This is a genomic window from Micromonospora sp. NBC_00617 (assembly GCF_045161355.1).
In the GTDB taxonomy this organism is placed as follows: Bacteria; Actinomycetota; Actinomycetes; order Mycobacteriales; family Micromonosporaceae; genus Micromonospora.
The window spans coordinates 6,395,308-6,414,139 of sequence record NZ_CP107751.1 but is presented as its reverse complement, the minus strand read 5'-3'; the positions used below and the strand labels follow the sequence as shown (position 1 = coordinate 6,414,139).

The window sequence follows — 18,832 nt, the reverse complement described above, 5'->3', positions numbered from 1 at the left end:
CCCGCCCCTGGCCCCACGCCCCTGGCCCCGCGATCTTGGACTTTCGGTCGACACTTCACCCGTTTACGCCCGTTATGCCGCGACAGAAACTGCAAGATCGCGGAGGCGGTGTGGCGGGGGCCCGGGGGTTAGAGGGCGCAGTTGATCAGGACTGGCTCGGGGTGCAGGGTTACGCCGAGGCGGGCGTGCACCGTGTCGCGAATGGTGCTCGCCAGGGTGAGCAGATCGCTGGTGCTGGCGGTGCCGCTGCGGTTGGTCAGGGCCAGGGTGTGCTTGCTGGAGATGGCCACCCCACCCTCGCCGGGGTGGCCCTTGGTGAAGCCGGCCTTGTCGATCAGCCAGGCCGCGCTCACCTTGACCAGGCCGTCCGCCCCGGGCCAGGCGGGTGGCTCGCCCAGGCCGGCGGAGCGCTCCAGGAGCTGCTCGTACGTCGCCCGGTCGAGCACTGGATTGGTGAAGAAGGAGCCGACCGAGCGGGTGTCGGGATCGGCGGCGTCGAGCACCATGCCCTTGCCGGCGCGCAGCCGCAGCACCGTCGCCCGCGCGTCGGCCAGCAGCACCCGCTCGCCCACCTCGACCCCGAGCGCCCGGGCCAACTCGGCGTAGCGCACCGGGCCGGACAGGGGCGAGCGGGTGAGCCGGAAGTCGACCGAGAGCACCACCCAGCGGTCCTGGTACTTGAAGATGCTGCCCCGGTAGGCGAACCCGCACTCTGCCGCGGGGACGATCCGACGGGTGCCGTCGAGCCGGTCGTACACCTCGACGCCGGTGATCGTCTCGGCGACCTCCTGGCCGTACGCGCCGACGTTCTGGATCGGGGTGGCGCCGGTGGAGCCGGGGATGCCGGAGAGGCATTCGAGGCCGGCCCAGCCGTTGCCGATCGTCGCGGCGACCAGGTCGTCCCACGGCTCGCCGGCCTCGACGCGTACGGTGACCGACTCGGCGTCCTCGGTGAGGACCCGCAGGCCACGGGAGCGCACCAGCACGACCGTGCCGGGGAAGCCGGCGTCGCCGATCACCACGTTGCTGCCGCCGGCCAGGACGAGGATCGGCTCGTCGCTGGCCTGGACCGCCCGGATGATCTCGTCGGCGCTGGTCACGGCCACGATCCGCCCGGCCGGCCCGCCCATCCGTAGCGTGGTGTAGCCGGCGAGTGGACCCGGGATGGCACGATCGGCTTCGGTTGTCGGCTGGGCGTAGGCGTCTGACACGTCTTTCACCTTAGGCTGATGGGCAGCCGTGGCACCTAGTGGTGGTCCGGCACCCCCGGGAGGATGGCGATGAGCAGATTGCAGGGCAGCAAGGACTTCTGGATTGGGGCGTTGCGGTCAGAGGGCCCGGCGTTCGCCGCAGCGGTCGCCGAGGCGCCGCCGGAGACACCCGTGCTGTCCTGTCCGGGCTGGACAGTCAATGATCTCACCCTGCACCTCGCGGGCATCTACCACTGGGTTTATTCCTTCGCCGGGTCCGGGCAGACGGAGGTGCCGGCCCGCCGGGACACGTCCGTGGCGCCCCCCTCCGGGCTGAGCGCGCTCCAGCTCTGGCAGCAGGGGTACGACCAGCTGATGACCCTCTTCGACGGCCTCGACCCGGAGGCGCCGGCGTGGAACTGGGCGCCGCAGCCGAAGAGGGCCGGCTTCTGGCCGCGCCGGATGGCGCACGAGACGGCGGTGCACCGCTGGGACGCCCAGCTCGCCATCGCCGCCGGTGAACCGGTCGAGGCCAAGCTCGCCGCCGACGGGGTGAGCGAGGTGCTGGACACCTGGTTGCCGGCCGGCCGGCGGCAGATGAAGGGCGACTGGCACGGGGTGGTGCAGCTCGCCGCGACGGACGCGGATCAGCAGTGGTATCTGCGGTTGCGCGGCGAGGGGGTGGCGCTGCTCGACACGGCGACCATCTTCGACCACGACGATCACCACGCCCGCGCGCAGGTCAGCGGCACCGCGAGCGATCTGCTGCTGGCGCTCTGGGGGCGGGTGAGCTTCGAGACCCTCGACGTCGCGGGTGACCGTGCGCTGCTCGACGGCCTGCGTACCGGCTGATCTGACACCGGGCGCGGCCCGGCCGACGTGACGAGGGCGTCATCCCGACGGGGGTGACGCCCTCGTCGTGCGTCCGGTGCCGCCCGCGCGGATTTTGGGAGAGCGCTCTCTTGACACTGCCCGGGGAACCCACCACCCTGACGTGAGAGCGCTCTCTTGGCCTTCTGCCACCACCTGACCACCTTGAGAGAGGTCCATATCCGATGGCTGTCTTTCCGCGCCGCCGCCTCGCCGCGGTGGCCCTCGCCGCCACGACCGCCCTGCTCGTCACCGCCGGCTGCGGCGGCGGTGACGACGCCGAGGCGGACGGGCCGATCACGCTGACCGTCGACGTCTTCGGCCAGTTCGGCTACGACCAGCTCTACCAGGAGTACATGGCCGCGCACCCCGACGTGAAGATCGTCGAACGGGGCACCGGCAGCAACCTCGACGAGTACTCACCGAAGCTGACCCAGTGGCTCGCCGCCGGCCGGGGCGCCGGAGACATCGTGGCCATCGAGGAGGGCCTGCTCGTCGAGTACAAGGCCAACCCCGGCAACTTCGTCAACCTGCTGGACCACGGCGCCGCCGACCTCAAGGGCAACTTCCTCGAATGGAAGTGGAACGCCGGCCTGACCGCCGACGGCAAGCAGCTCATCGGCCTCGGCACCGACGTCGGCGGCATCGCCATCTGCTACCGCAAGGACCTCTTCGAAAAGGCCGGTCTGCCCACCGAACGGGACGCGGTCTCAAAGCTCTGGCCGACCTGGCAGGACTACATCGCCACCGGCGAGAAGTTCGTCGCGGCCAAGACCGGGGCGTCCTTCCTCGACGCGGCGACCAACACGTTCAACACGATCCTGTTGCAGACCGCCGGCAACACCACCGGCTACAGCTACTACGACACCAGCGGCAACGTCGTCGTCGACAGCAACCCGGCCGTACGACAGGCCTGGGACACCACCATGGACATCATCGACTCGGGCCTCTCCGGCAAGTACGGCTCGTGGTCCGAGGAGTGGGTGTCCGCCTTCAAGCAGGCGAAGTTCGCCACCATCGCCTGCCCCGCCTGGATGACCGGGGTCATCGAGGGCAACGCCGGCCCCGCCGCCAAGGGCAAGTGGGACATCGCCCGGGTGCCCGGCAACGGCGGCAACTGGGGCGGGTCACACCTCGCCGTGCCCAAGCAGAGCAAGCACCAGGCCGAGGCCATCGAGCTGGCCAAGTTCCTGACCAGCGCCAAGGGCCAGATCGGCGCGTTCAAGGCCAAGGGTCCGCTGCCCTCCTCGCCGCAGGCGCTCGACGACCCGGCAATCGCGGGCTCGACCAACGCGTACTTCTCCGGGGCGCCCGTCGGAGCGATCTTCGGCACCGGCGCGAAGAGCCTGAAGCCGGTCTACATGGGCCCCAAGAACCAGGCCGTCCGCACCGAGGTGGAGAACGCCGTACGGACCGTGGAACTGGGCCAGCGCAGCCCCACGCAGGGCTGGACGGACGCGGTGACCAACGCGAAGAAGGCCGCCGCCAAGTAGCCCGAGCCAGCGTGCGGGCGGGCTCCTGGGGAACCGGGGTCCCGCCCGCACGACGGAAAGGAGTCCCCGGGCATGACCGTCCAGCTCGACGCCCGCCCGCCGGTCGCACCGGCTAGCGGGCAACCCCGCCGATCGTCGGGTCGGCTCAGCCGGCTCGACACCCGCTTCTCGCCGTACCTCTTCATCGCCCCGTTCTTCCTGCTCTTCGCGGTGTTCGGGGTCTACCCGCTGGCGTACACCTTCTGGGTGTCGCTGCACGACTGGGACCTGCTCGGCACCGACCACCCGTTCGTCGGCGCGGAGAACTACACCCAACTGCTCGCCGACGTCGACTTCTGGCACGCGCTGGTCAACACGCTGGGCATCTTCGTGATCTCCACCGTGCCGCAACTGCTCGCCGCGCTGTGGTTGGCCAACCTGCTGAATCGGGGGCTGCGGGCGCGTACGGGCTGGCGGATGGCGGTGCTCGTGCCCAACGTCACCTCCACCGCCGCCGTGGCGATCGTCTTCGGGGTGCTCTTCGGCCGCGAGTTCGGCATGGTCAACTGGCTGCTCGACCTGGTCGGACTGGACGCGATCGAGTGGAAGTCCAACCGGATCGCCTCCTGGGTGGCCATCTCCGCCATGGTCGACTGGCGGTGGACCGGCTACAACGCGCTGATCCTCCTGGCCGCGATGCAGGCCATCCCCCGCGACCTGTACGAGGCGGCGGCGATCGACGGCGCCAACCGGGCCCGGCAGTTCTGGTCGGTCACCGTGCCGCTGCTCAAACCGACGATCATCTTCTGCACCATCATCGCCACCATCGGCGGTCTGCAACTCTTCACCGAGCCCCGGATGTTCCACTCCGGCACCAACCCGATCCGGGGCGGACCGCTGCGCGAGTCGCAGACCCTGACCATGTACATGTTCGAGAACGCCTTCGCGCCGCACTACAACTTCGGTTACGGCTCGGCGGTGGCGTGGCTGCTCTTCGCGCTCATCGCCCTCGTCGCGGCGGTCAACGTGCTGGTCCTGCGCCGCCTCGGCGGCGGGGCCGGCCCTCGCAAGGGAGCCACCCGATGAGCCGGCTCTGGCGGGCGAGCCCGCTCACCTACCTGGCCCTGGTGTTCGCCGCCGTCCTGTCGATCTTCCCGATCTGGTGGATGTTCGTCGTCGCCAGCCGCACCAGCGACGCGATGGGGCAACTGCCGCCCCCGATCACACCGGGCAACAATCTGGGCGCCAACATCGCCCGACTGTTCGACAACACCGACGCGTACTTCCTCACCGGCCTGATCAACTCGGTGATCGTGGCGACCACGGTGACCGTCTCGGTGGTGTTCTTCTCCAGCCTGGCCGGGTTCGCCTTCGCGAAGCTGCGCTTCCGGGGCCGCAACGCGCTGCTGCTGGTGATCATCGCGACCATGATGGTGCCGACGCAGCTCGGCGTGATCCCGCTCTATCTCCTCATGACCAAGTTGCAGTGGAACGACCGGCTGCCCGCGGTGATCGTCCCGGTGCTGGTCACCGGATTCGGCGTGTTCATGATGCGCCAGTACGCCGGCCAGGCCATCAGCGACGAGCTCATCGAGGCCGCCCGGATGGACGGCTGCGGCACCGCGCGGATCTGGTGGCACGTGGTGCTGCCGGCGCTGCGCCCGGCCGCCGCCGTACTCGGCCTGCTCACGTTCATGACCACCTGGAACGACTTCCTGTGGCCGTACGCTGTGCTGAACGACCCGGCGAACCCGACCGTTCAGCTCTCCCTGCGAGCGCTGTCCGACGGGTATTACCAGGACATGTCGCAGGTGTTCACCGGGACAGCCATCGCGACGCTGCCCCTGTTGCTGGTCTTCGTGCTGTTCGGCCGCCAGATCATCGGCGGGATCATGGAAGGTGCGGTCAAGGCGTGAATGAACTCCAGTTTCCCGAGCATTTCCTCTGGGGTGCGGCCACCGCCGCGTACCAGATCGAGGGCGCGGCCCGCGACGACGGTCGCGGCCCGTCCATCTGGGACACCTTCTGCCGTACGCCAGGCAAGGTGTACCAGGGCCACACCGGTGACGTCGCCTGCGACCACTACCACCGGTACGCCGACGACGTGGCGCTGATGGCCGAGCTGGGCCTGCGGGCGTACCGGTTCTCGGTCGCCTGGCCCCGGATCCAGCCCGACGGCAGCGGCCCGGTCAACCCGCGCGGGCTGGACTTCTACGACCGGCTCACCGACACACTGCTCGAGCGGGGCATCGACCCGATCGTCACCCTCTACCACTGGGACCTGCCGCAGAGCCTGGGCGACCGGGGCGGCTGGACCAACCGGGAGACCGCCGAGCACTTCGCCACGTACGCCACCGCCGTGTATGCCCGCCTCGGCGACCGGATCGACACCTGGACCACGCTCAACGAGCCGTGGTGCTCGGCCTACCTCGGTTACGGCAACGGGGTGCACGCGCCGGGCGAGCGGGACGCCGCGGCGGCCTTCACCGCCGTACACCATCTGCTGCTCGGGCACGGCCTGGCGGCGCGGGCGCTGCGGGCGGCCGGCGCGCGCAGCGTCGGCATCACCGTCAACCCGGCCGATGTACGCCCGGCGGACCCGCAGAGCGCGGCCGATGCCGCCGCCGTCCGCCTGGTCGACGGCCTGCACAACCGGATCTTCCTGGACCCGCTGCTGGCCGGCGGCTATCCCGACGACGTACGCGAGCACGTGGCCCGCATCGTCGAGCCGACGTTCATCCGCGACGGCGACGAGAAGCTGATCGCCGCCCCGATCGACCTGCTCGGCATCAACTACTACGCGCCCACCTACGTCGCCGGCCGTCCGGACGGCGACGGCGACGGCGCCTACCCGGGCACCGAGGGCGCGGTGCACTTCCTGCCGCCGGCCGGGCCGCTCACCGACATGGGCTGGATGATCGAGCCGTCCGGGCTGACCCGGTTGTTGGAGCGGATCGCCACCGACTATCCCGGTGTGCCGCTGCTGATCACCGAGAACGGCGCGGCGTTCGGAGACAAGGCGGGCACCGACTCGCCCGCCGGGCCGGGACAGGTGATCGACAACGACCGGATCGCCTACCTCGACGGGCACCTGCGGGCGGCGCACGAGGCGATCTCCCGGGGCGTGGATCTGCGCGGGTATCTCGTATGGTCATTCCTGGACAACTTCGAGTGGGCGGAGGGTTACCGCAAGCGGTTCGGGATCGTGCACGTCGACTACCTGACCCAGCGGCGCACACCGAAGGCCAGCGCCCGGTGGTACCAGGAGGTGATCTCCCGGAACGGGCTGTGACGAGCGGGGGAAAGTCGCGATGACCACGGCGCAGCGACCGACGCTCGAGGCGGTGGCGGCACGGGCCGGGGTGTCCCGGGCCACCGTCTCCCGGGTCGTCAACGGCTCCACCACCGTCGCCGAACCCATCCGGGAGGCCGTCAACCGGGCGGTCGCCGAGCTGGGGTACGTGCCCAACCTGGCCGCCCGCAGCCTGGTCACCCAGCGGACCGACTCGATCGCCCTGGTCATGCCGGAGGCGGCCACCCGGGTCTTCTCCGACGACCAGGTCTTCCCCGGCATCATCCGGGGCGTCAGTCAGGAGTTGGAGGCCGCCGACAAGCAACTGGTGCTGATGCTGGCCGGCTCGCCGGCCGGGCACCAGCGGGTCGAGCGGTACACCACCGGTCGCCACGTCGACGGGGTGCTCTTCGCCTCCCTGCACGGCGCCGATCCGCTGCCCGGCACGCTGGCCCGGCTCGGCATCCCCGTGGTGGTCAGCGGCCGGCCGCTCGGCGACGTACCCGTGCCGTACGTCGACGTCGACCACGTGGCCGGAGTGACCGCAGCCGTACGACACCTGATCGACGGTGGTCGCCGGCGGATCGCCACCATCGCCGGCCCGCAGGACATGGTCGCCGGCATCGAACGGCTGATCGGCTACCGGGAGACGGTCGCCGCCGCCGGGCTGCCCGAGCTGATCGCCGTCGGCGACTTCACCCGGGAGTCCGGTGCGGCGGCGATGGACCGCCTGCTCACCGACCATCCCGACCTGGACGGGGTCTTCGCGGCCTCCGACCTGATGGCACACGCCGCCCTGCGCACGCTGCGTGCTGCCGGCCGACGGGTGCCGGAGGATGTCGCGGTGATCGGCTTCGACGACATCGAGACCGCCGCCTACACCGAACCGCCGCTGACCACCGTCCGGCAACCGATCGTGGAACTCGGCCGGCGGATGACCCAGCAACTGCTCCGCCTCGCCGCCGGAGAGACGATCGAACCGGTCGTCATGCTCCCCACCGAGCTGATCCGGCGCGACTCGGCGTAGTCGGGGGCCCTCCTCGTCGAGGAGGGCCCCCGTTACGGGTCAGCGGATCGGGTGCGCCGCGCTAGCCGATCAGCTCTCCTCGTCCCGGCGACGGCGTACGGCGATCAGCCCGGCGCCGAGCGCGACCGCGGCGGCACCGAGGATGGCCATCGGGATCAGGGTGCTGCCCGCCGACGTGCCGGTGATCGGCAGGTGGCTCTTCGTCGGGGTGACGGTGGGCGGCGCGCTGGTCGGCGGCGGGGTGGTCGGCGCGCTTGTCGGCGGCGGGGTGGTCGGCGCGCTTGTCGGCGGCGGGGTGGTCGGCGCGCTTGTCGGCGGCGGGGTGGTCGGCGCGCTTGTCGGCGGCGGGGTGGTCGGCGCGCTTGTCGGCGGCGGGGTGGTCGGCGCGCTTGTCGGCGGCCATGGCACCAGTTGCGACGAGTCTGACGAGTACTGCTCTCACGTTTCCCCATGATCCTCGCGGTTATTTATTCCTTTTTCTGCCGATATCGGATGCAAGTCTGCTTTGCACCGCTTAGGGGCTTTGTTCCTTGCTTTTGCAGCTGCCAGGGGCTCGCGTGCGGCGTTAATCCGTCGCCCGGGGACCCGATCGTCGTTAGCCTCGCCGGCATGCCGGATCCTGTCGCGCTGTTGCACGTACCCGCTCTCTCCGACGTCGCCGAGTACGCGTACGCGGCCACCGTCGAACCGCCCGCCCGGCTCGTGTTCACGGCCGGCGCGTGCCCACTCGACGCCGAGGGTCGTACCGTCGCGCCGGGTGACCATGCCGCGCAGGCCCGCCAGGTGCTGGCGAACCTGGAGACCGCGCTCGGCGCGGCCGGCGCGCGGCTGACCGACGTCGTCAAGACCACCGTGTACGTGGCATCGTCGCGCCAGGCGGATCTGGTGACCGTCTGGGAGGTGGTCCGGGACTTCTTCGGCGACCACGATCCGCCCAGCACCCTGCTGGGTGTGGCCGTGCTCGGCTACGCCGACCAGCTCGTCGAGGTCGAGGCCGTCGCCGCCGTACGAACAGGTGCCTGACATGCGGATCCGTGTGGCGCAGCCCGACGACGCCCCAGCCGTGGTGGCGCTACGGGCGATGGTTTACCCGTACCTGGTGCGCGGGGTCAAATCGACCCGGAAGATGATCGCCGAGCCGGTACCGGACAGGGACTGGGCCGCCTTCGTGGCCGAGGTCGATGCCCAGGTCGTCGGTTGGGTGACGGCGCAGCGCAACGGTTCGACCTCGACGGCTGACTTTGGTGACATCGGCCTGCTGCACGTGCACCCGGAGCATCGGCGGCGCGGGATCGGCACCGCGCTGCTGACGACCGCGACAGGTCACCTCGCCCCGCTGGGTGTCCGCCGACTCCGCGCCTTCGCGCAGCCGGAAGCACTGCCGTTCGCCCGTCGGCACGGCTTCGAACCCAGCCGGGAGCTGCGGTACTCGGCGCTCGACCTGAGTCCGGCCCCCGCGCTGCCCGCGCCGCCGCCGGGCGTACGGCTGCGCCCGATCGCCGATCTGGACCCGCACCTGCTGTACGTGGCGGACGTGGCCTCGGCGGCAGACGAACCGAGCGACGTGCCGGTCGACGCGGTCAGCTACGAGACCTGGCAGTACGACGTGTGGGACAACCTCGGCCTGGACAAGGCGGCCAGCATCGCCGCCGAGATCGATGGCGAGGTGGCCGCGTTCAGCCTGGTGAAGCGGGACGGAGACCGGATGTGGTCGGACTACACCGGCACCGTCCCGGCGCACCGGGGTCCAGGGCTGGCCCGGCTGGCCAAGTCGGCGGCGCTACGCCGGGCTGCCGCCGACGGCGTGCGCGTCGCGTACACCTCGAACGACGAGGAGAACGCGCCAATGCTCGCGATCAACGCCCGGCTGGGCTACCGGCCGGTGGCATCCCAGTGGTCCTGCCTGGCCGAGCTGACCTGATCAGCAGTCACCCCCGAGGCGAGGTGGACCTCTACCAGGAACCCGTTCCTCAATAGCGATCGGCCCGGCGCGAGCGGCGGGCCAGGGCTCGTGGCGGCCAATGAAGCGTTGCGGCCCGGGCAGGGCCCTTCTGGATGCGGCGGTGATTCAGCGCATCAGGGTGACCTGGCGGCTGGACGCCACTGGCGGTCCACGGCGACGCACGCCGGCCCGTCACCGAACACGACGAGGCGGTGCGGACTGGCCGCACCGCCTCGTGTATGCCTGGTGCTGTCAGCGCAGTGAGGATGCCTCCGGCAGACCGTCGTCGGACCATCGCGCGGTGATCACCGCGGTGAAGCTCGCCAGGTTGCCCGCCACCCAGGTCTCCTGGGCCAGTGCCTGGCCGGTCGCGGGGTCGACGATCAGGCGGGTCTGCACCTTGCCGAAGTCGCCCTGGCGGGTCACCGCCACGGCCGCGCCGGGCCGGCCCAGCCGGTCGGTCACCCGGCCCAGCGACGTCACCCCCGGCATCGCCGCGAGCATCCGGTACGCCGCCGCGCGCACCTGTGGGGACACCGGCAGGTTGAGGACGATGGCGGCGCCGGAGTAGAACAGGAACTCGTCGCGTTGCTCGACGCCGCCGGTGTCGGCGTACCAGGTGAGCAGCTTCTCCTTGAGCTTCGCGGGGTTGGTCGGCAGTGCGGCCAGTTCGCGCGCGGACCTGGGCGACCCGGCGAGCAGGAAGTTGTTGTCCGCGGTGTGGCCCTGCATCGGCCGGGAGGTCCACAAACCGTCGGCGGACCGGACGTAGCTGGCCGAGGGCAGGCCCGGCACGGCGGCCAGCCACAACTCGTCCTGCAAGCGCCGGGCGCCTTCGCCGTGCTCGGTCCGCACCACCCGGTAGCGGCCTGCAGTGACAGGCGCGGACTCGCTGCGTTCGGCAGCGACCAGCAGCAGGCCGCCGGCACCGGTGGGCACGTCGACCGGGGCGGGCGACGACATCACCGGCTGCACCACGGGCGTCCCGGGCCCAGACGTGTTATTCAGCAGGATGGCGCCCGTCGCGGCGAGCGCCACGGCAGGCAGCGCGCCCGCCAGCACGAGCCGGCGCACCGGCCGCCGCGCGACACGGGTGGCGGATTCCCGCCGGGGATGCGCCATGATCAGGGCAGGATCGGCGGGCCGGCCGGACGGGTCGAGGCTGCGCGGGCGAGCGTCGGCCAGTGCCGACAGGGTGTCACGGTGACTCATCGGGCGTACTCCTGTTCTGGGCTACGGACGGGGCGGTGACGGTCGACCGTTGCGGCGTCGGACATGGCCTGCTCCAGGCGTTTGCGCGCCCGGTGCAGGCGCACGAAGAATGTCGCGGTCGAGCAGCCGAGGACGCGGGCGGCGTCCTTGGCGGACAGGCCCTGCCAGGCCGTCAGCGTCAGCGCCTCCCGGTCGTCCTCACTCAGACACGCGAGCGCGGCCAGCATCGCCGCACGCTCGGCAACGCTGTCGGCGAAGTCGGCGTCCGCTTCCACGACCCACGCGCGCAGCTGGGCGGCGAGGCTCGCTTGGCGGATGTCATCGCGGAAGCGTTCGCGGATCACGTTGCGGGCCACGCCCAGCAGCCATGGAAGCGGTCGGGCAGGTACGGCGTCCAGCCTGCGCCAGGCCACCAGGAAGGTGTCCCCGACCACGTCGTCGGCGAGTTTGTGTCCCGCCCGGCTCACCGCGTACGCGTACAACTGGCGGTGGTGCGCGTGGTAGAGGGCGGTGAACCGCTCGTTTGGTTCGGCATGCGCCACTGGCTCCTTCTCCTTCGCCATGAAGGTGTTCTCGTCGCCAGGTAGTGCGCCCGAGGAGCCGATTCTTACGACACCTGGGGATCAATTGTGGTGGGTGTTAGGTTGGTCATCGGGCTGCGGCGCGGTCGCTGGCCAGGCCCGCAACGGCTCGGATGGCCTCTGGTAGGACGTCGCGGCGGCCGGTGAAGCGTTGCAGGGTGCGCCACCACTTGATCGCGGCGATGGCATGTTCGGCGGGGATAGCCGCCGCCGGGCGTCGCTTCCACCAGCGGTACCGCCTATCCATACGGTTTCAGCGGCTGCCGGACGCCTGTACCGTCCGTATGCGGCCATCGGGGACGTCTACAAAGGTCCCCTTGCGATGACGCGAAACGACGCCCTCGGACAAGCCCTCAGATCGGCGGGGCCGACTGTTGCTGACCTCGCCGAGAAATGCGGTGTGGATCCAAAGACGGTTGAGCGGTGGATCAGCAGGGGTCGCGTTCCTCACCCTCGCTTCAGGATGCGGGCCGCCGGGGTGTTGGGTCAGGATGTAGAAGTGCTCGGGCCCGAAGTCGTCCGCCGCGCTATCAAGGTCGATTCAGATCGTGAGCTAGTTGGCGTGTACGCGCGCCGATCCGACCACTTCGAGTCCCTGTGGGATGACGCACGGGCGGCGTAGCCCCACCCGCTGGGCGGTGATGTCCCCCTCGACCAGGGCGATCTCCATGTCAGCTCTCGTCGATCGGCTGGCCGAGTGACCGGCGGGCCAGCAGGGTGGCACCGGCGACCGCGGCCGGCATGACCAGCACCGCGCCGAACGGAATGAGGAAGCAGAGGAAGACCGCCACCCCGAAGCCGAGCGCGGTGGGTCGGTCGGCCTTCAGGATCGTGCGGCGCTGCGGCAACCGCGTTCCGCGCCGGTAGAACGGGGCCCCGACCAACTCCACGGCGAGGAACCAGCCGCCCACCGCCGCCCCGATCACCGGGACCACGGTCTGACCGAGCACCGGGATGAAGCCGGCGGCGAAGAGCGGAATGCCGACCAGGGCCGCGAGGGCCACCAGACGTACCGAATCGGCGAGGCTGCGACGCAGCGACGACCAGAAGGGCACCTCCACCGCGCCCGGGGTGCCGCCGTACCGCTCCTCCACCCGCTCGGAGATCTTCTCGTAGAAAGGGTCGCCGATGACCAGGGTGACGGCGGTGAAGCTGACCACCGCGAGCAGGCCGCCGAGGCCCAGGAAGGCCAGCCCGGCGATCACCCGGACCAGGCTGCGGGGGGTGCTCGACCAGTCGTCGGCGAACGGGGTGACCAGCGCGGCGAGATCGTCCACGAAGTACACGAGGGTGGCGAGCGCGGCCACGAAGAGCACACCGGAGATCAGCGCCGGCACGATGCCGAGCAGCATCAACCCCGGGCTGCGGACGTAGAGACCCAGCCCCCGCAGGAGCAGCCCCGCCCCGGCGAGGAAGCGTCCGGCGGCCCCGGTCACCGGGCTGGCGATTCTGCTGGCGTCCACGACCGAGCAGCCTAACGATCAGTGCGGACCGCCGCCGGGCGACTCGTTGACGCGGCGCGTTAACAGGGGGCCCCTGCTCTACACGAGGCGATAACAAGGTGCCCTTCCTTGCACATCAACCGGTTGGTGGATCGTCGGGGTCAGCCGCTGCCACGCAAGATCACCAACGGCTGGTCGATTCGCCACCGGGCCGTTGCCGCCACGCTGGAGAGGCACAGGTACGACGGCGGAAGGCGGCACCATGCCGGTCATTGAGGTGACCAACCTGCACAAGAGGTACGGCGATGTCGTCGCCGTTGCCGACGTGTCGTTCACGGTCGAGGCCGGGGAGATCTTCGGCGTACTCGGTCCGAACGGCGCAGGAAAGACCACCACGGTGGAGTGCGTCGCCGGGCTTCGCGTCCCGGACAGGGGCGGGGTGTCGGTCCTCGGGCTCGACCCCCGCCGGGACGCGGCCCAGCTCCGCCAGCGGGTTGGCGTGCAGCTCCAGGAGAGCCAACTGCCGGACCAGTTGCGGGTCGCCGAGGCGCTGGAGCTGTACGCCTCGTTCTACCGCGACCCGGCCGACCCGGCGCAACTGATCGACACGCTGGGTCTGGCCGAGAAGCGGAACACCGCGTACAAGAAGCTCTCCGGCGGCCAGAAGCAGCGGCTGTCGATCGCGCTGGCGCTGGTCGGCAACCCGCAGATCGCAATCCTGGACGAGCTGACCACCGGGCTGGACCCGCAGTCCCGGCGGGACACCTGGGCCCTCATCGAGCAGATCCGCGACAGTGGCGTGACGATCGTGCTGGTCACCCACTTCATGGAGGAGGCCGAGCGGCTCTGTGACCGGATCGCCGTGATCGATCGGGGCCGGGTCGTCGCACTGGACAGCCCGGCGGGTCTGGTGTCGGCGGTGGTCCCGGAGCAGCGCGTCCGGTTCCGCCCGTCCAGCCCGGTCGACGACCGGCTCTTCACTGACCTGCCCGAGGTGAGCGCGGTGCACCGCACCGGCGCTCAACTGGTGGTCACCGGCACCGGTGACGTGCTGCACGCGGTCACCTCGGTGCTCGCCCGCAACCAGATCATCGCCGCCGACCTGCGGCTGGAGCAGTCCACCCTCGACGACGCGTTCGTCGAGCTGACCGGGCACCGGCCCGCCGCCTGAGGGAGAACCGACATGCACGCCTTCGGGCAGATCCTCAAGATCGAGACACGGCTCTTCCTGCGGGACTTCGGCTCGCCGCTGACGACCGTCGCGTTGCCGCTCGCGCTGCTGCTGGTGTTCGGGCTGATCCCGGCGATGCGCGAGCCGGATCCGCAGTTCGGCGACCTGTCCTTCATCGAGTACTTCGCCCCGTCGCTGCTGGTGATCACGCTCGCCATGTCAGCGGTGAACATCCTGCCCACGGTGCTGGCCACCTACCGGGAGCGTGGGGTGCTACGTCGGCTGGCCACCACTCCGGCCAGCCCGGCCGCGCTGTTGGCCGCCCAACTGGTCATCTCGCTCGCCACCATCCTGGTCAGCGCCGTGCTGCTCATCGTGGTCGGTCGACTGGCCTTCGACGTGCCGCTGCCGCAACGCCCGCTCGGCTTCGCGCTGGCCCTCGTCCTCGGCACGGCGGCGCTGCTCGCGCTGGGTCTGCTGGTGGCGGCGGTGGCCCGCACGGCCAAGGCAGCGCAGGCCATGGCGGTGCCGGTGTTCATGCTGACCATGTTCTTCGGCGGCGTCTACCTTCCCCGGTTCCTCCTGCCGGACTTCCTGGTCCGGATCGGCGACTACACGCCGCCCGGGGTGCAGGCGCTGCTCGATGCCTGGACCGGGACGTCGCCCCACCCGTTGCACCTCGGGATAATGGTGGCGGTCGCCCTGCTCGCGGGTGTGGTGGCGGCGAAACTGTTCCGCTGGGAATGATCGGGGGTCCGATGGTCAGCACTGTCGAGCAGGTCGACCGGCTGGCCGCGTGGGAGGCCCGCGAAGCGGGCCTGCACCGGTTGGTGCCGTACCTCGGGCTGGCCGTCGGGATGCTGCTCACCACCGCCGCGCCCGCGCCGGAGGGCCTCTCGTTCGTCCCCCACCTGTTCGTCGCCGCTGCGACGGCGGCCTGGGTAGCCTGGTTCGTCACCCTGCACCCCGGGTGGGCGACCCGGCGCGTGCTGATGGCGGTCTACTACGTCGGTCTCCTCACGTTCAGCGCCATCTTGGTGCTGGACAGTCCGTGGTACGGCTTCCTCGCGTGGAGCGGCTTCCTGCACGCCTTCGCGCTGCCCGGCAACTGGCGGTTCGCCGGGGTTGCCGTGTCGGCCGTCCTGGTGGCCACCGCGCAGAGCGGAGGCCTGCCGTCCGCGCTGTCGCACTGGCTGCTCTGGGGCGTGCTGGTGTTGTTCAATTTGGGCCTGGCCAGCGCCGTGACCTGGTTCAGCACCGTCAACGACCGGCAACACGCCTACCGCAAGCAGCTGGTCGAGGAGCTGGCCGAGGCGAATCGCCGACTGGCCGAGACGATGCGGGAGAACGAAGGGCTGCATGCCCAACTGCTCACCCAGGCCCGGGAGGCCGGGGTGACCGACGAGCGGCAGCGGATGGCTCGGGAGATCCACGACACCCTGGCGCAGGGTCTCACCGGCATCATCACCCAGTTGGAGGCGGCCGGGGTGGCCCGGGACCGACGCGCCGACTGGCAGCGGCACGTGTCGGGGGCCGTCACCCTGGCCCGGGAGAGCCTCACCGAGGCGCGTCGCTCGGTGCGGGCCGTCCGCCCCGAGGCGCTGGAGGGAACGCGGCTGCCTGAGGCGCTGGCGGAGCTGACCGAGCGCTGGTCGACGATCAACGAGATCCGCGCCGAGGTCAACGTCACCGGCGACGCCCGCCCGCTGCACCCCGAGGTCGAGGTGACCCTGCTGCGGACCGGCCAGGAGGCGCTGGCCAACGTGGGCCGGCACGCCAGGGCGACCCGGGTCGGGCTCACCCTGTCGTACATGGGGGACGTCGTCACCCTGGACGTCCGGGACGACGGGGTGGGCTTCGCGGTCGACGACCTGACCGACCTGGGCCGACCCGACGGCGGGTACGGGCTGACCGTCATGCGGCAGCGGGTCGCCCGGGTCGGCGGCGAGCTGGCCGTCGAGAGCGAGCCGGGCCTCGGCACCGCCGTCTCGGCCTCCGTGCCCGCGCTCGCCGGGAGCGCCGGATGAGCGGGCCGGTGCGGGTGCTGATCGTCGACGACCATCCGGTGGTGCGGGACGGGCTGCGGGGGATGTTCACCGGCGACCCGGGGTTCGACGTGGTGGGCGAGGCCGCCGACGGGGCCGAGGCGTTGGCCCTGGTCGCAACGCTGCGCCCGGACGTGGTGTTGATGGACCTGCGGATGCCCGGGATGGACGGGGTGACCGCCACCGGCCGGTTGGCCCGCTCCGGCAGCGCCGCCCGGGTGCTGGTGCTCACCACGTACGACACGGACGCGGACGTGCTCCCGGCCATCGAGGCCGGAGCGACCGGCTACCTGCTCAAGGACGCGCCCCGCGACGACCTGGTCCGAGCGGTACGGTCCGCCGCCCGGGGCGAGTCGGTGCTCGCGCCGAGCGTCGCCGGCCGGCTGATGGGGCGGCTGCGCGCGCCGGCCGAGGAGCCGCTCAGCCACCGCGAACTGGAGGTGCTCACCCTGGTGGCCCGGGGCGCCTCGAACCGGGAGGCGGCGGCCCGGCTGTTCATCAGCGAGGCAACCGTCAAGACGCACCTGCTGCACGTGTACGCCAAGCTCGGGGTCAACGACCGGGCCGCGGCGGTGGCCACCGCGTACGATCGGGGGCTGCTGACCCCCGGCGGGCGGTGAGCGGGGCCGGGCAGGATGGGCGGGTGCGCGCGTCCCGATTGATCTCGCTGTTGTTGCTGTTGCAGACGCGCGGGTCGATGACCGCGGGCGAGCTGGCGCGGGAGTTGGAGGTCTCCGAGCGGACCGTCTACCGGGACGTGTTGGCGCTCTCCGCCGCCGGTGTGCCGGTCTACGCCGACCGGGGTCGCGCGGGCGGGTACCGGCTGCTCGGCGGCTACCGCACTCGGCTGACCGGGCTGACCCGGGACGAGGCGGAGGCGCTGTTCCTCGCTGGGCTACCCGGGCCGGCCGGCGACATGGGGCTCACCGACGCGGTCGCCGCCGCCGAACTGAAGGTGCTCGCCGCGCTGCCGCCGGCCCTGCGCGACGCCCCGGCCCGCGCTGGGCAGCGGTTCCACCTGGACGTGCCGGGCTGGTTCCGGGAGACCGCGCCGCCACCCCGACTCGCCGACCTGGCCCGGGCGGTCTGGGCGGACCGGGTGGTGGAGCTGCGCTACCGACGCGGCGAACGGGAGGTGACCCGCCGGGTCCAGCCGTACGGGCTGGTCCTCAAGAGTGGGGTCTGGTATCTCGTTGGCCGGGTCGGCGACGACGCCCGCACCTACCGGGTGGACCGGGTCACCGGCGTCGAGGTGGGCGAGGAGCACTTCGACCGCGACGAGGGTTTCGACCTGGCCGGGCACTGGCGCGAGCAGGCCGGTGCGTTCCTGCGGACCATGCTGCGGGCCGAGGTCACCGTCCGGCTCAGCCCGGCCGGCCTGCGCCAGCTCCGACACCTGGTCGATGCCCCTTTCGTGTACGACGAGGTGGTCGCCGCCGCCACCCGGCCCGACGGGCAGGGCTGGGTGACGGCCCGACTGCCGGTCGAATCCGTCAGGGTGGCGTACCACCAACTGCTCGGGCTGGGCCCCGAGGTGGAGGTCCTCGATCCGCCCGAGCTGCGGGAGCTTTTCGCCGAGGCGGCCGACCGGTTCCGCGCGCTCTACCGGTAGCCGGTGACGTCGGCCGGTTTACCGGTGTCGACCACCTCGGCGATGTACCGGAACGCTTCCGGTTGGCTGCCGTCGACGTCCGTGAACCCGTACTCCTTGGCGAGCGTGCCGGCGTCGACGGACCTGCCGTTCCAGCGGGCCTTCTCCTCGTCGGCGGCGAGCGCGACGACCGCGCGTCCCACGAAGACCGGCGTCTCGGAGATGAGGAAATGCGGGTCGGTGGCTGCCCCGTCGCGCCAGTTCTCCTCGGTCACGCCGAAGTGTTCCAGCATGGCCTCGGAGCGGATCCAGCCGGGGGTGAGCGCGACGGCTGTGCCGCCGTGGGGCTTCAGCTCGTGCGCCTGGCTGAAGCCGAGCCGGTTGACCGAGGTCTTTGCCAGGTCGTAGAAGACCGAGAGGCGATAGTTGTTGTCGTTGTACGCCTTCGTGCCGTCGCTGACCTCCACCACGAGGCCGCCGGGCCTGCGGATCAGCAACGGCAGCGCGAAGTGGCTGGTGATGATGTGCGTGTCGATGGCCAGCCGCAGGGTGCGGAAGCCGGCGTCGAGCGGCTGCTCCCAGACCGGCTTCTCCCAGGTGACCAGCGGGTCGCCGCCCCAGATGTCGTTGACCAGCACGTCGAGGCGGCCCTGTTCGGCGTCGATCCGGGCGACCAGGTCGCGCACCTGCTCGGGCACCAGGTGGTCGACTCGGACCCCGATGCCGACGCCACCGGCGGCGGTGACCAGCTCGGCGGTCTCCTCGATGGTCTCCGGCCGGTCCATCTCGGACCGGCCGGCGCGGCTGCTGCGGCCGGTGGCGTACACGGTGGCACCGGCGGCGCCGAGCTGGACGGCGATCTGCCGGCCGGCACCCCGGGTCGCACCGGCGACGAGCGCGACCTTTCCTGCGAGCGGTTGTGTCATGTCTGTGAGGCTGTCAGCAATACTTGACAGCCACCGTCCGATTTTCCGGACCGGCTGGAGCGGGCGCATGG

Annotated in this window: 20 protein-coding genes; 14 read left to right on the top strand and 6 right to left on the bottom strand. The window is 71.1% G+C overall.

Features of this window, described 5'->3' with window-relative positions:
• Positions 1 to 128: 128 nt before the first annotated feature.
• Positions 129 to 1,211, bottom strand: a complete 1,083-nt coding sequence (locus OG505_RS29770) for a UDP-N-acetylmuramate dehydrogenase (protein WP_405429335.1) — start codon at positions 1,209 to 1,211, stop codon at positions 129 to 131.
• 69 nt (positions 1,212 to 1,280) lie between these two features.
• Here OG505_RS29770 and OG505_RS29765 point away from each other — a divergent pair, with 69 nt between their 5' ends.
• From OG505_RS29765 to OG505_RS29740, 6 genes are all read left to right on the top strand, one after another.
• Positions 1,281 to 2,042 (top strand): maleylpyruvate isomerase family mycothiol-dependent enzyme, encoded by a 762-nt coding sequence (locus OG505_RS29765; RefSeq protein ID WP_405429334.1) that lies wholly within the window; start codon positions 1,281 to 1,283, stop codon positions 2,040 to 2,042.
• Positions 2,043 to 2,245: 203 nt separating this feature from the next.
• The gene (locus tag OG505_RS29760; protein ID WP_405429333.1) at positions 2,246 to 3,553 is read left to right on the top strand and encodes an ABC transporter substrate-binding protein; all 1,308 of its coding nucleotides are present in this window, start codon (positions 2,246 to 2,248) and stop codon (positions 3,551 to 3,553) included.
• 72 nt (positions 3,554 to 3,625) lie between these two features.
• Positions 3,626 to 4,618, top strand: coding sequence for a carbohydrate ABC transporter permease (locus tag OG505_RS29755; protein WP_405429332.1), 993 nt, complete (start codon positions 3,626 to 3,628; stop codon positions 4,616 to 4,618).
• Positions 4,615 to 5,448 carry a carbohydrate ABC transporter permease gene (locus OG505_RS29750; RefSeq protein WP_007465691.1) on the top strand — a complete coding sequence of 278 codons (834 nt, stop codon included), beginning with the start codon at positions 4,615 to 4,617 and terminating at the stop codon, positions 5,446 to 5,448. The genes OG505_RS29755 and OG505_RS29750 overlap by 4 nt, the downstream gene beginning before the upstream one ends.
• The gene (locus OG505_RS29745; RefSeq protein WP_405429331.1) at positions 5,445 to 6,824 is read left to right on the top strand and encodes a GH1 family beta-glucosidase; all 1,380 of its coding nucleotides are present in this window, start codon (positions 5,445 to 5,447) and stop codon (positions 6,822 to 6,824) included. The genes OG505_RS29750 and OG505_RS29745 overlap by 4 nt, the downstream gene beginning before the upstream one ends.
• 19 nt (positions 6,825 to 6,843) lie before the next feature.
• Complete coding sequence (locus tag OG505_RS29740) at positions 6,844 to 7,851, top strand: LacI family DNA-binding transcriptional regulator (RefSeq protein ID WP_405429330.1); 1,008 nt, start codon at positions 6,844 to 6,846, stop codon at positions 7,849 to 7,851.
• 69 nt (positions 7,852 to 7,920) lie between these two features.
• Here OG505_RS29740 and OG505_RS29735 read toward each other — a convergent pair whose 3' ends face one another.
• Positions 7,921 to 8,007 carry an LPXTG cell wall anchor domain-containing protein gene (locus tag OG505_RS29735; protein WP_405434801.1) on the bottom strand — a complete coding sequence of 29 codons (87 nt, stop codon included), beginning with the start codon at positions 8,005 to 8,007 and terminating at the stop codon, positions 7,921 to 7,923.
• Between OG505_RS29735 and OG505_RS29730 the strand changes: the two genes are divergently transcribed.
• The 3 genes from OG505_RS29730 (at position 7,994) to OG505_RS29720 (ending at position 9,772) form a co-directional block, all read left to right on the top strand.
• Complete coding sequence (locus tag OG505_RS29730; RefSeq protein ID WP_405434890.1) at positions 7,994 to 8,305, top strand: hypothetical protein; 312 nt, start codon at positions 7,994 to 7,996, stop codon at positions 8,303 to 8,305. The genes OG505_RS29735 and OG505_RS29730 overlap by 14 nt on opposite strands.
• A 155-nt stretch (positions 8,306 to 8,460) precedes the next feature.
• Positions 8,461 to 8,874, top strand: a complete 414-nt coding sequence (locus OG505_RS29725) for a RidA family protein (protein ID WP_405429329.1) — start codon at positions 8,461 to 8,463, stop codon at positions 8,872 to 8,874.
• A 1-nt stretch (position 8,875) separates the two neighbouring features.
• Complete coding sequence (locus tag OG505_RS29720) at positions 8,876 to 9,772, top strand: GNAT family N-acetyltransferase (protein ID WP_405429328.1); 897 nt, start codon at positions 8,876 to 8,878, stop codon at positions 9,770 to 9,772.
• A gap of 273 nt (positions 9,773 to 10,045) precedes the next feature.
• On the opposite strand, the gene OG505_RS29715 is transcribed toward OG505_RS29720, so the two are convergent.
• The 3 genes from OG505_RS29715 to OG505_RS29705 form a co-directional block, all read right to left on the bottom strand.
• Positions 10,046 to 11,005 carry a CU044_5270 family protein gene (locus OG505_RS29715; RefSeq protein WP_405429327.1) on the bottom strand — a complete coding sequence of 320 codons (960 nt, stop codon included), beginning with the start codon at positions 11,003 to 11,005 and terminating at the stop codon, positions 10,046 to 10,048.
• Positions 11,002 to 11,568, bottom strand: coding sequence for an RNA polymerase sigma factor (locus tag OG505_RS29710; protein WP_405429326.1), 567 nt, complete (start codon positions 11,566 to 11,568; stop codon positions 11,002 to 11,004). Before OG505_RS29710 ends, OG505_RS29715 begins: the two co-directional genes overlap by 4 nt.
• A gap of 689 nt (positions 11,569 to 12,257) precedes the next feature.
• Entirely contained in the window at positions 12,258 to 13,049 is a 792-nt protein-coding gene (locus OG505_RS29705) for an EI24 domain-containing protein (RefSeq protein ID WP_405429325.1), read from the bottom strand.
• Between the two features lie 241 nt (positions 13,050 to 13,290).
• On the opposite strand from OG505_RS29705, the gene OG505_RS29700 reads away from it, so the two are divergent.
• From OG505_RS29700 to OG505_RS29680, 5 genes are read left to right on the top strand one after another with little or no spacing between them, the layout of a single operon-like run.
• On the top strand, positions 13,291 to 14,199 hold the full coding sequence (locus tag OG505_RS29700; RefSeq protein WP_405429324.1) for an ABC transporter ATP-binding protein: 909 nt from the start codon (positions 13,291 to 13,293) through the stop codon (positions 14,197 to 14,199).
• A 12-nt stretch (positions 14,200 to 14,211) separates the two neighbouring features.
• On the top strand, positions 14,212 to 14,946 hold the full coding sequence (locus OG505_RS29695) for an ABC transporter permease (protein ID WP_405429323.1): 735 nt from the start codon (positions 14,212 to 14,214) through the stop codon (positions 14,944 to 14,946).
• 11 nt (positions 14,947 to 14,957) lie between these two features.
• Positions 14,958 to 16,226 (top strand): sensor histidine kinase, encoded by a 1,269-nt coding sequence (locus tag OG505_RS29690; protein WP_405429322.1) that lies wholly within the window; start codon positions 14,958 to 14,960, stop codon positions 16,224 to 16,226.
• Positions 16,223 to 16,864, top strand: a complete 642-nt coding sequence (locus tag OG505_RS29685) for a response regulator (RefSeq protein WP_405429321.1) — start codon at positions 16,223 to 16,225, stop codon at positions 16,862 to 16,864. The genes OG505_RS29690 and OG505_RS29685 overlap by 4 nt, the downstream gene beginning before the upstream one ends.
• Positions 16,865 to 16,887: 23 nt before the next feature.
• Positions 16,888 to 17,856, top strand: a complete 969-nt coding sequence (locus OG505_RS29680) for a helix-turn-helix transcriptional regulator (RefSeq protein ID WP_405429320.1) — start codon at positions 16,888 to 16,890, stop codon at positions 17,854 to 17,856.
• Here the strand turns inward: OG505_RS29680 and OG505_RS29675 are convergent.
• Positions 17,847 to 18,761: an SDR family oxidoreductase gene (locus OG505_RS29675; protein WP_405429319.1), complete on the bottom strand. Its 915-nt coding sequence runs from the start codon at positions 18,759 to 18,761 to the stop codon at positions 17,847 to 17,849. The genes OG505_RS29680 and OG505_RS29675 overlap by 10 nt on opposite strands.
• Positions 18,762 to 18,832 lie beyond the last annotated feature (71 nt).

Excerpts from the sequence above, each read along its gene's own strand:
- OG505_RS29755 (WP_405429332.1), top strand. The coding sequence starts at position 3,626 with ATGACCGTCCAGCTCGACGCCCGCCCGCCGGTCGCACCGGCTAGCGGG.
- OG505_RS29700 (WP_405429324.1), top strand. The coding sequence starts at position 13,291 with ATGCCGGTCATTGAGGTGACCAACCTGCACAAGAGGTACGGCGATGTC.
- OG505_RS29740 (WP_405429330.1), top strand. The coding sequence starts at position 6,844 with ATGACCACGGCGCAGCGACCGACGCTCGAGGCGGTGGCGGCACGGGCC.
- OG505_RS29730 (WP_405434890.1), top strand. The coding sequence starts at position 7,994 with ATGGCCATCGGGATCAGGGTGCTGCCCGCCGACGTGCCGGTGATCGGC.
- OG505_RS29760 (WP_405429333.1), top strand. The coding sequence starts at position 2,246 with ATGGCTGTCTTTCCGCGCCGCCGCCTCGCCGCGGTGGCCCTCGCCGCC.
- OG505_RS29765 (WP_405429334.1), top strand. The coding sequence starts at position 1,281 with ATGAGCAGATTGCAGGGCAGCAAGGACTTCTGGATTGGGGCGTTGCGG.
- OG505_RS29715 (WP_405429327.1), bottom strand. The coding sequence starts at position 11,005 with ATGAGTCACCGTGACACCCTGTCGGCACTGGCCGACGCTCGCCCGCGC.
- OG505_RS29685 (WP_405429321.1), top strand. The coding sequence starts at position 16,223 with ATGAGCGGGCCGGTGCGGGTGCTGATCGTCGACGACCATCCGGTGGTG.
- OG505_RS29750 (WP_007465691.1), top strand. The coding sequence starts at position 4,615 with ATGAGCCGGCTCTGGCGGGCGAGCCCGCTCACCTACCTGGCCCTGGTG.
- OG505_RS29725 (WP_405429329.1), top strand. The coding sequence starts at position 8,461 with ATGCCGGATCCTGTCGCGCTGTTGCACGTACCCGCTCTCTCCGACGTC.
- OG505_RS29675 (WP_405429319.1), bottom strand. The coding sequence starts at position 18,761 with ATGACACAACCGCTCGCAGGAAAGGTCGCGCTCGTCGCCGGTGCGACC.
- OG505_RS29690 (WP_405429322.1), top strand. The coding sequence starts at position 14,958 with ATGGTCAGCACTGTCGAGCAGGTCGACCGGCTGGCCGCGTGGGAGGCC.
- OG505_RS29720 (WP_405429328.1), top strand. The coding sequence starts at position 8,876 with ATGCGGATCCGTGTGGCGCAGCCCGACGACGCCCCAGCCGTGGTGGCG.
- OG505_RS29695 (WP_405429323.1), top strand. The coding sequence starts at position 14,212 with ATGCACGCCTTCGGGCAGATCCTCAAGATCGAGACACGGCTCTTCCTG.
- OG505_RS29710 (WP_405429326.1), bottom strand. The coding sequence starts at position 11,568 with ATGGCGAAGGAGAAGGAGCCAGTGGCGCATGCCGAACCAAACGAGCGG.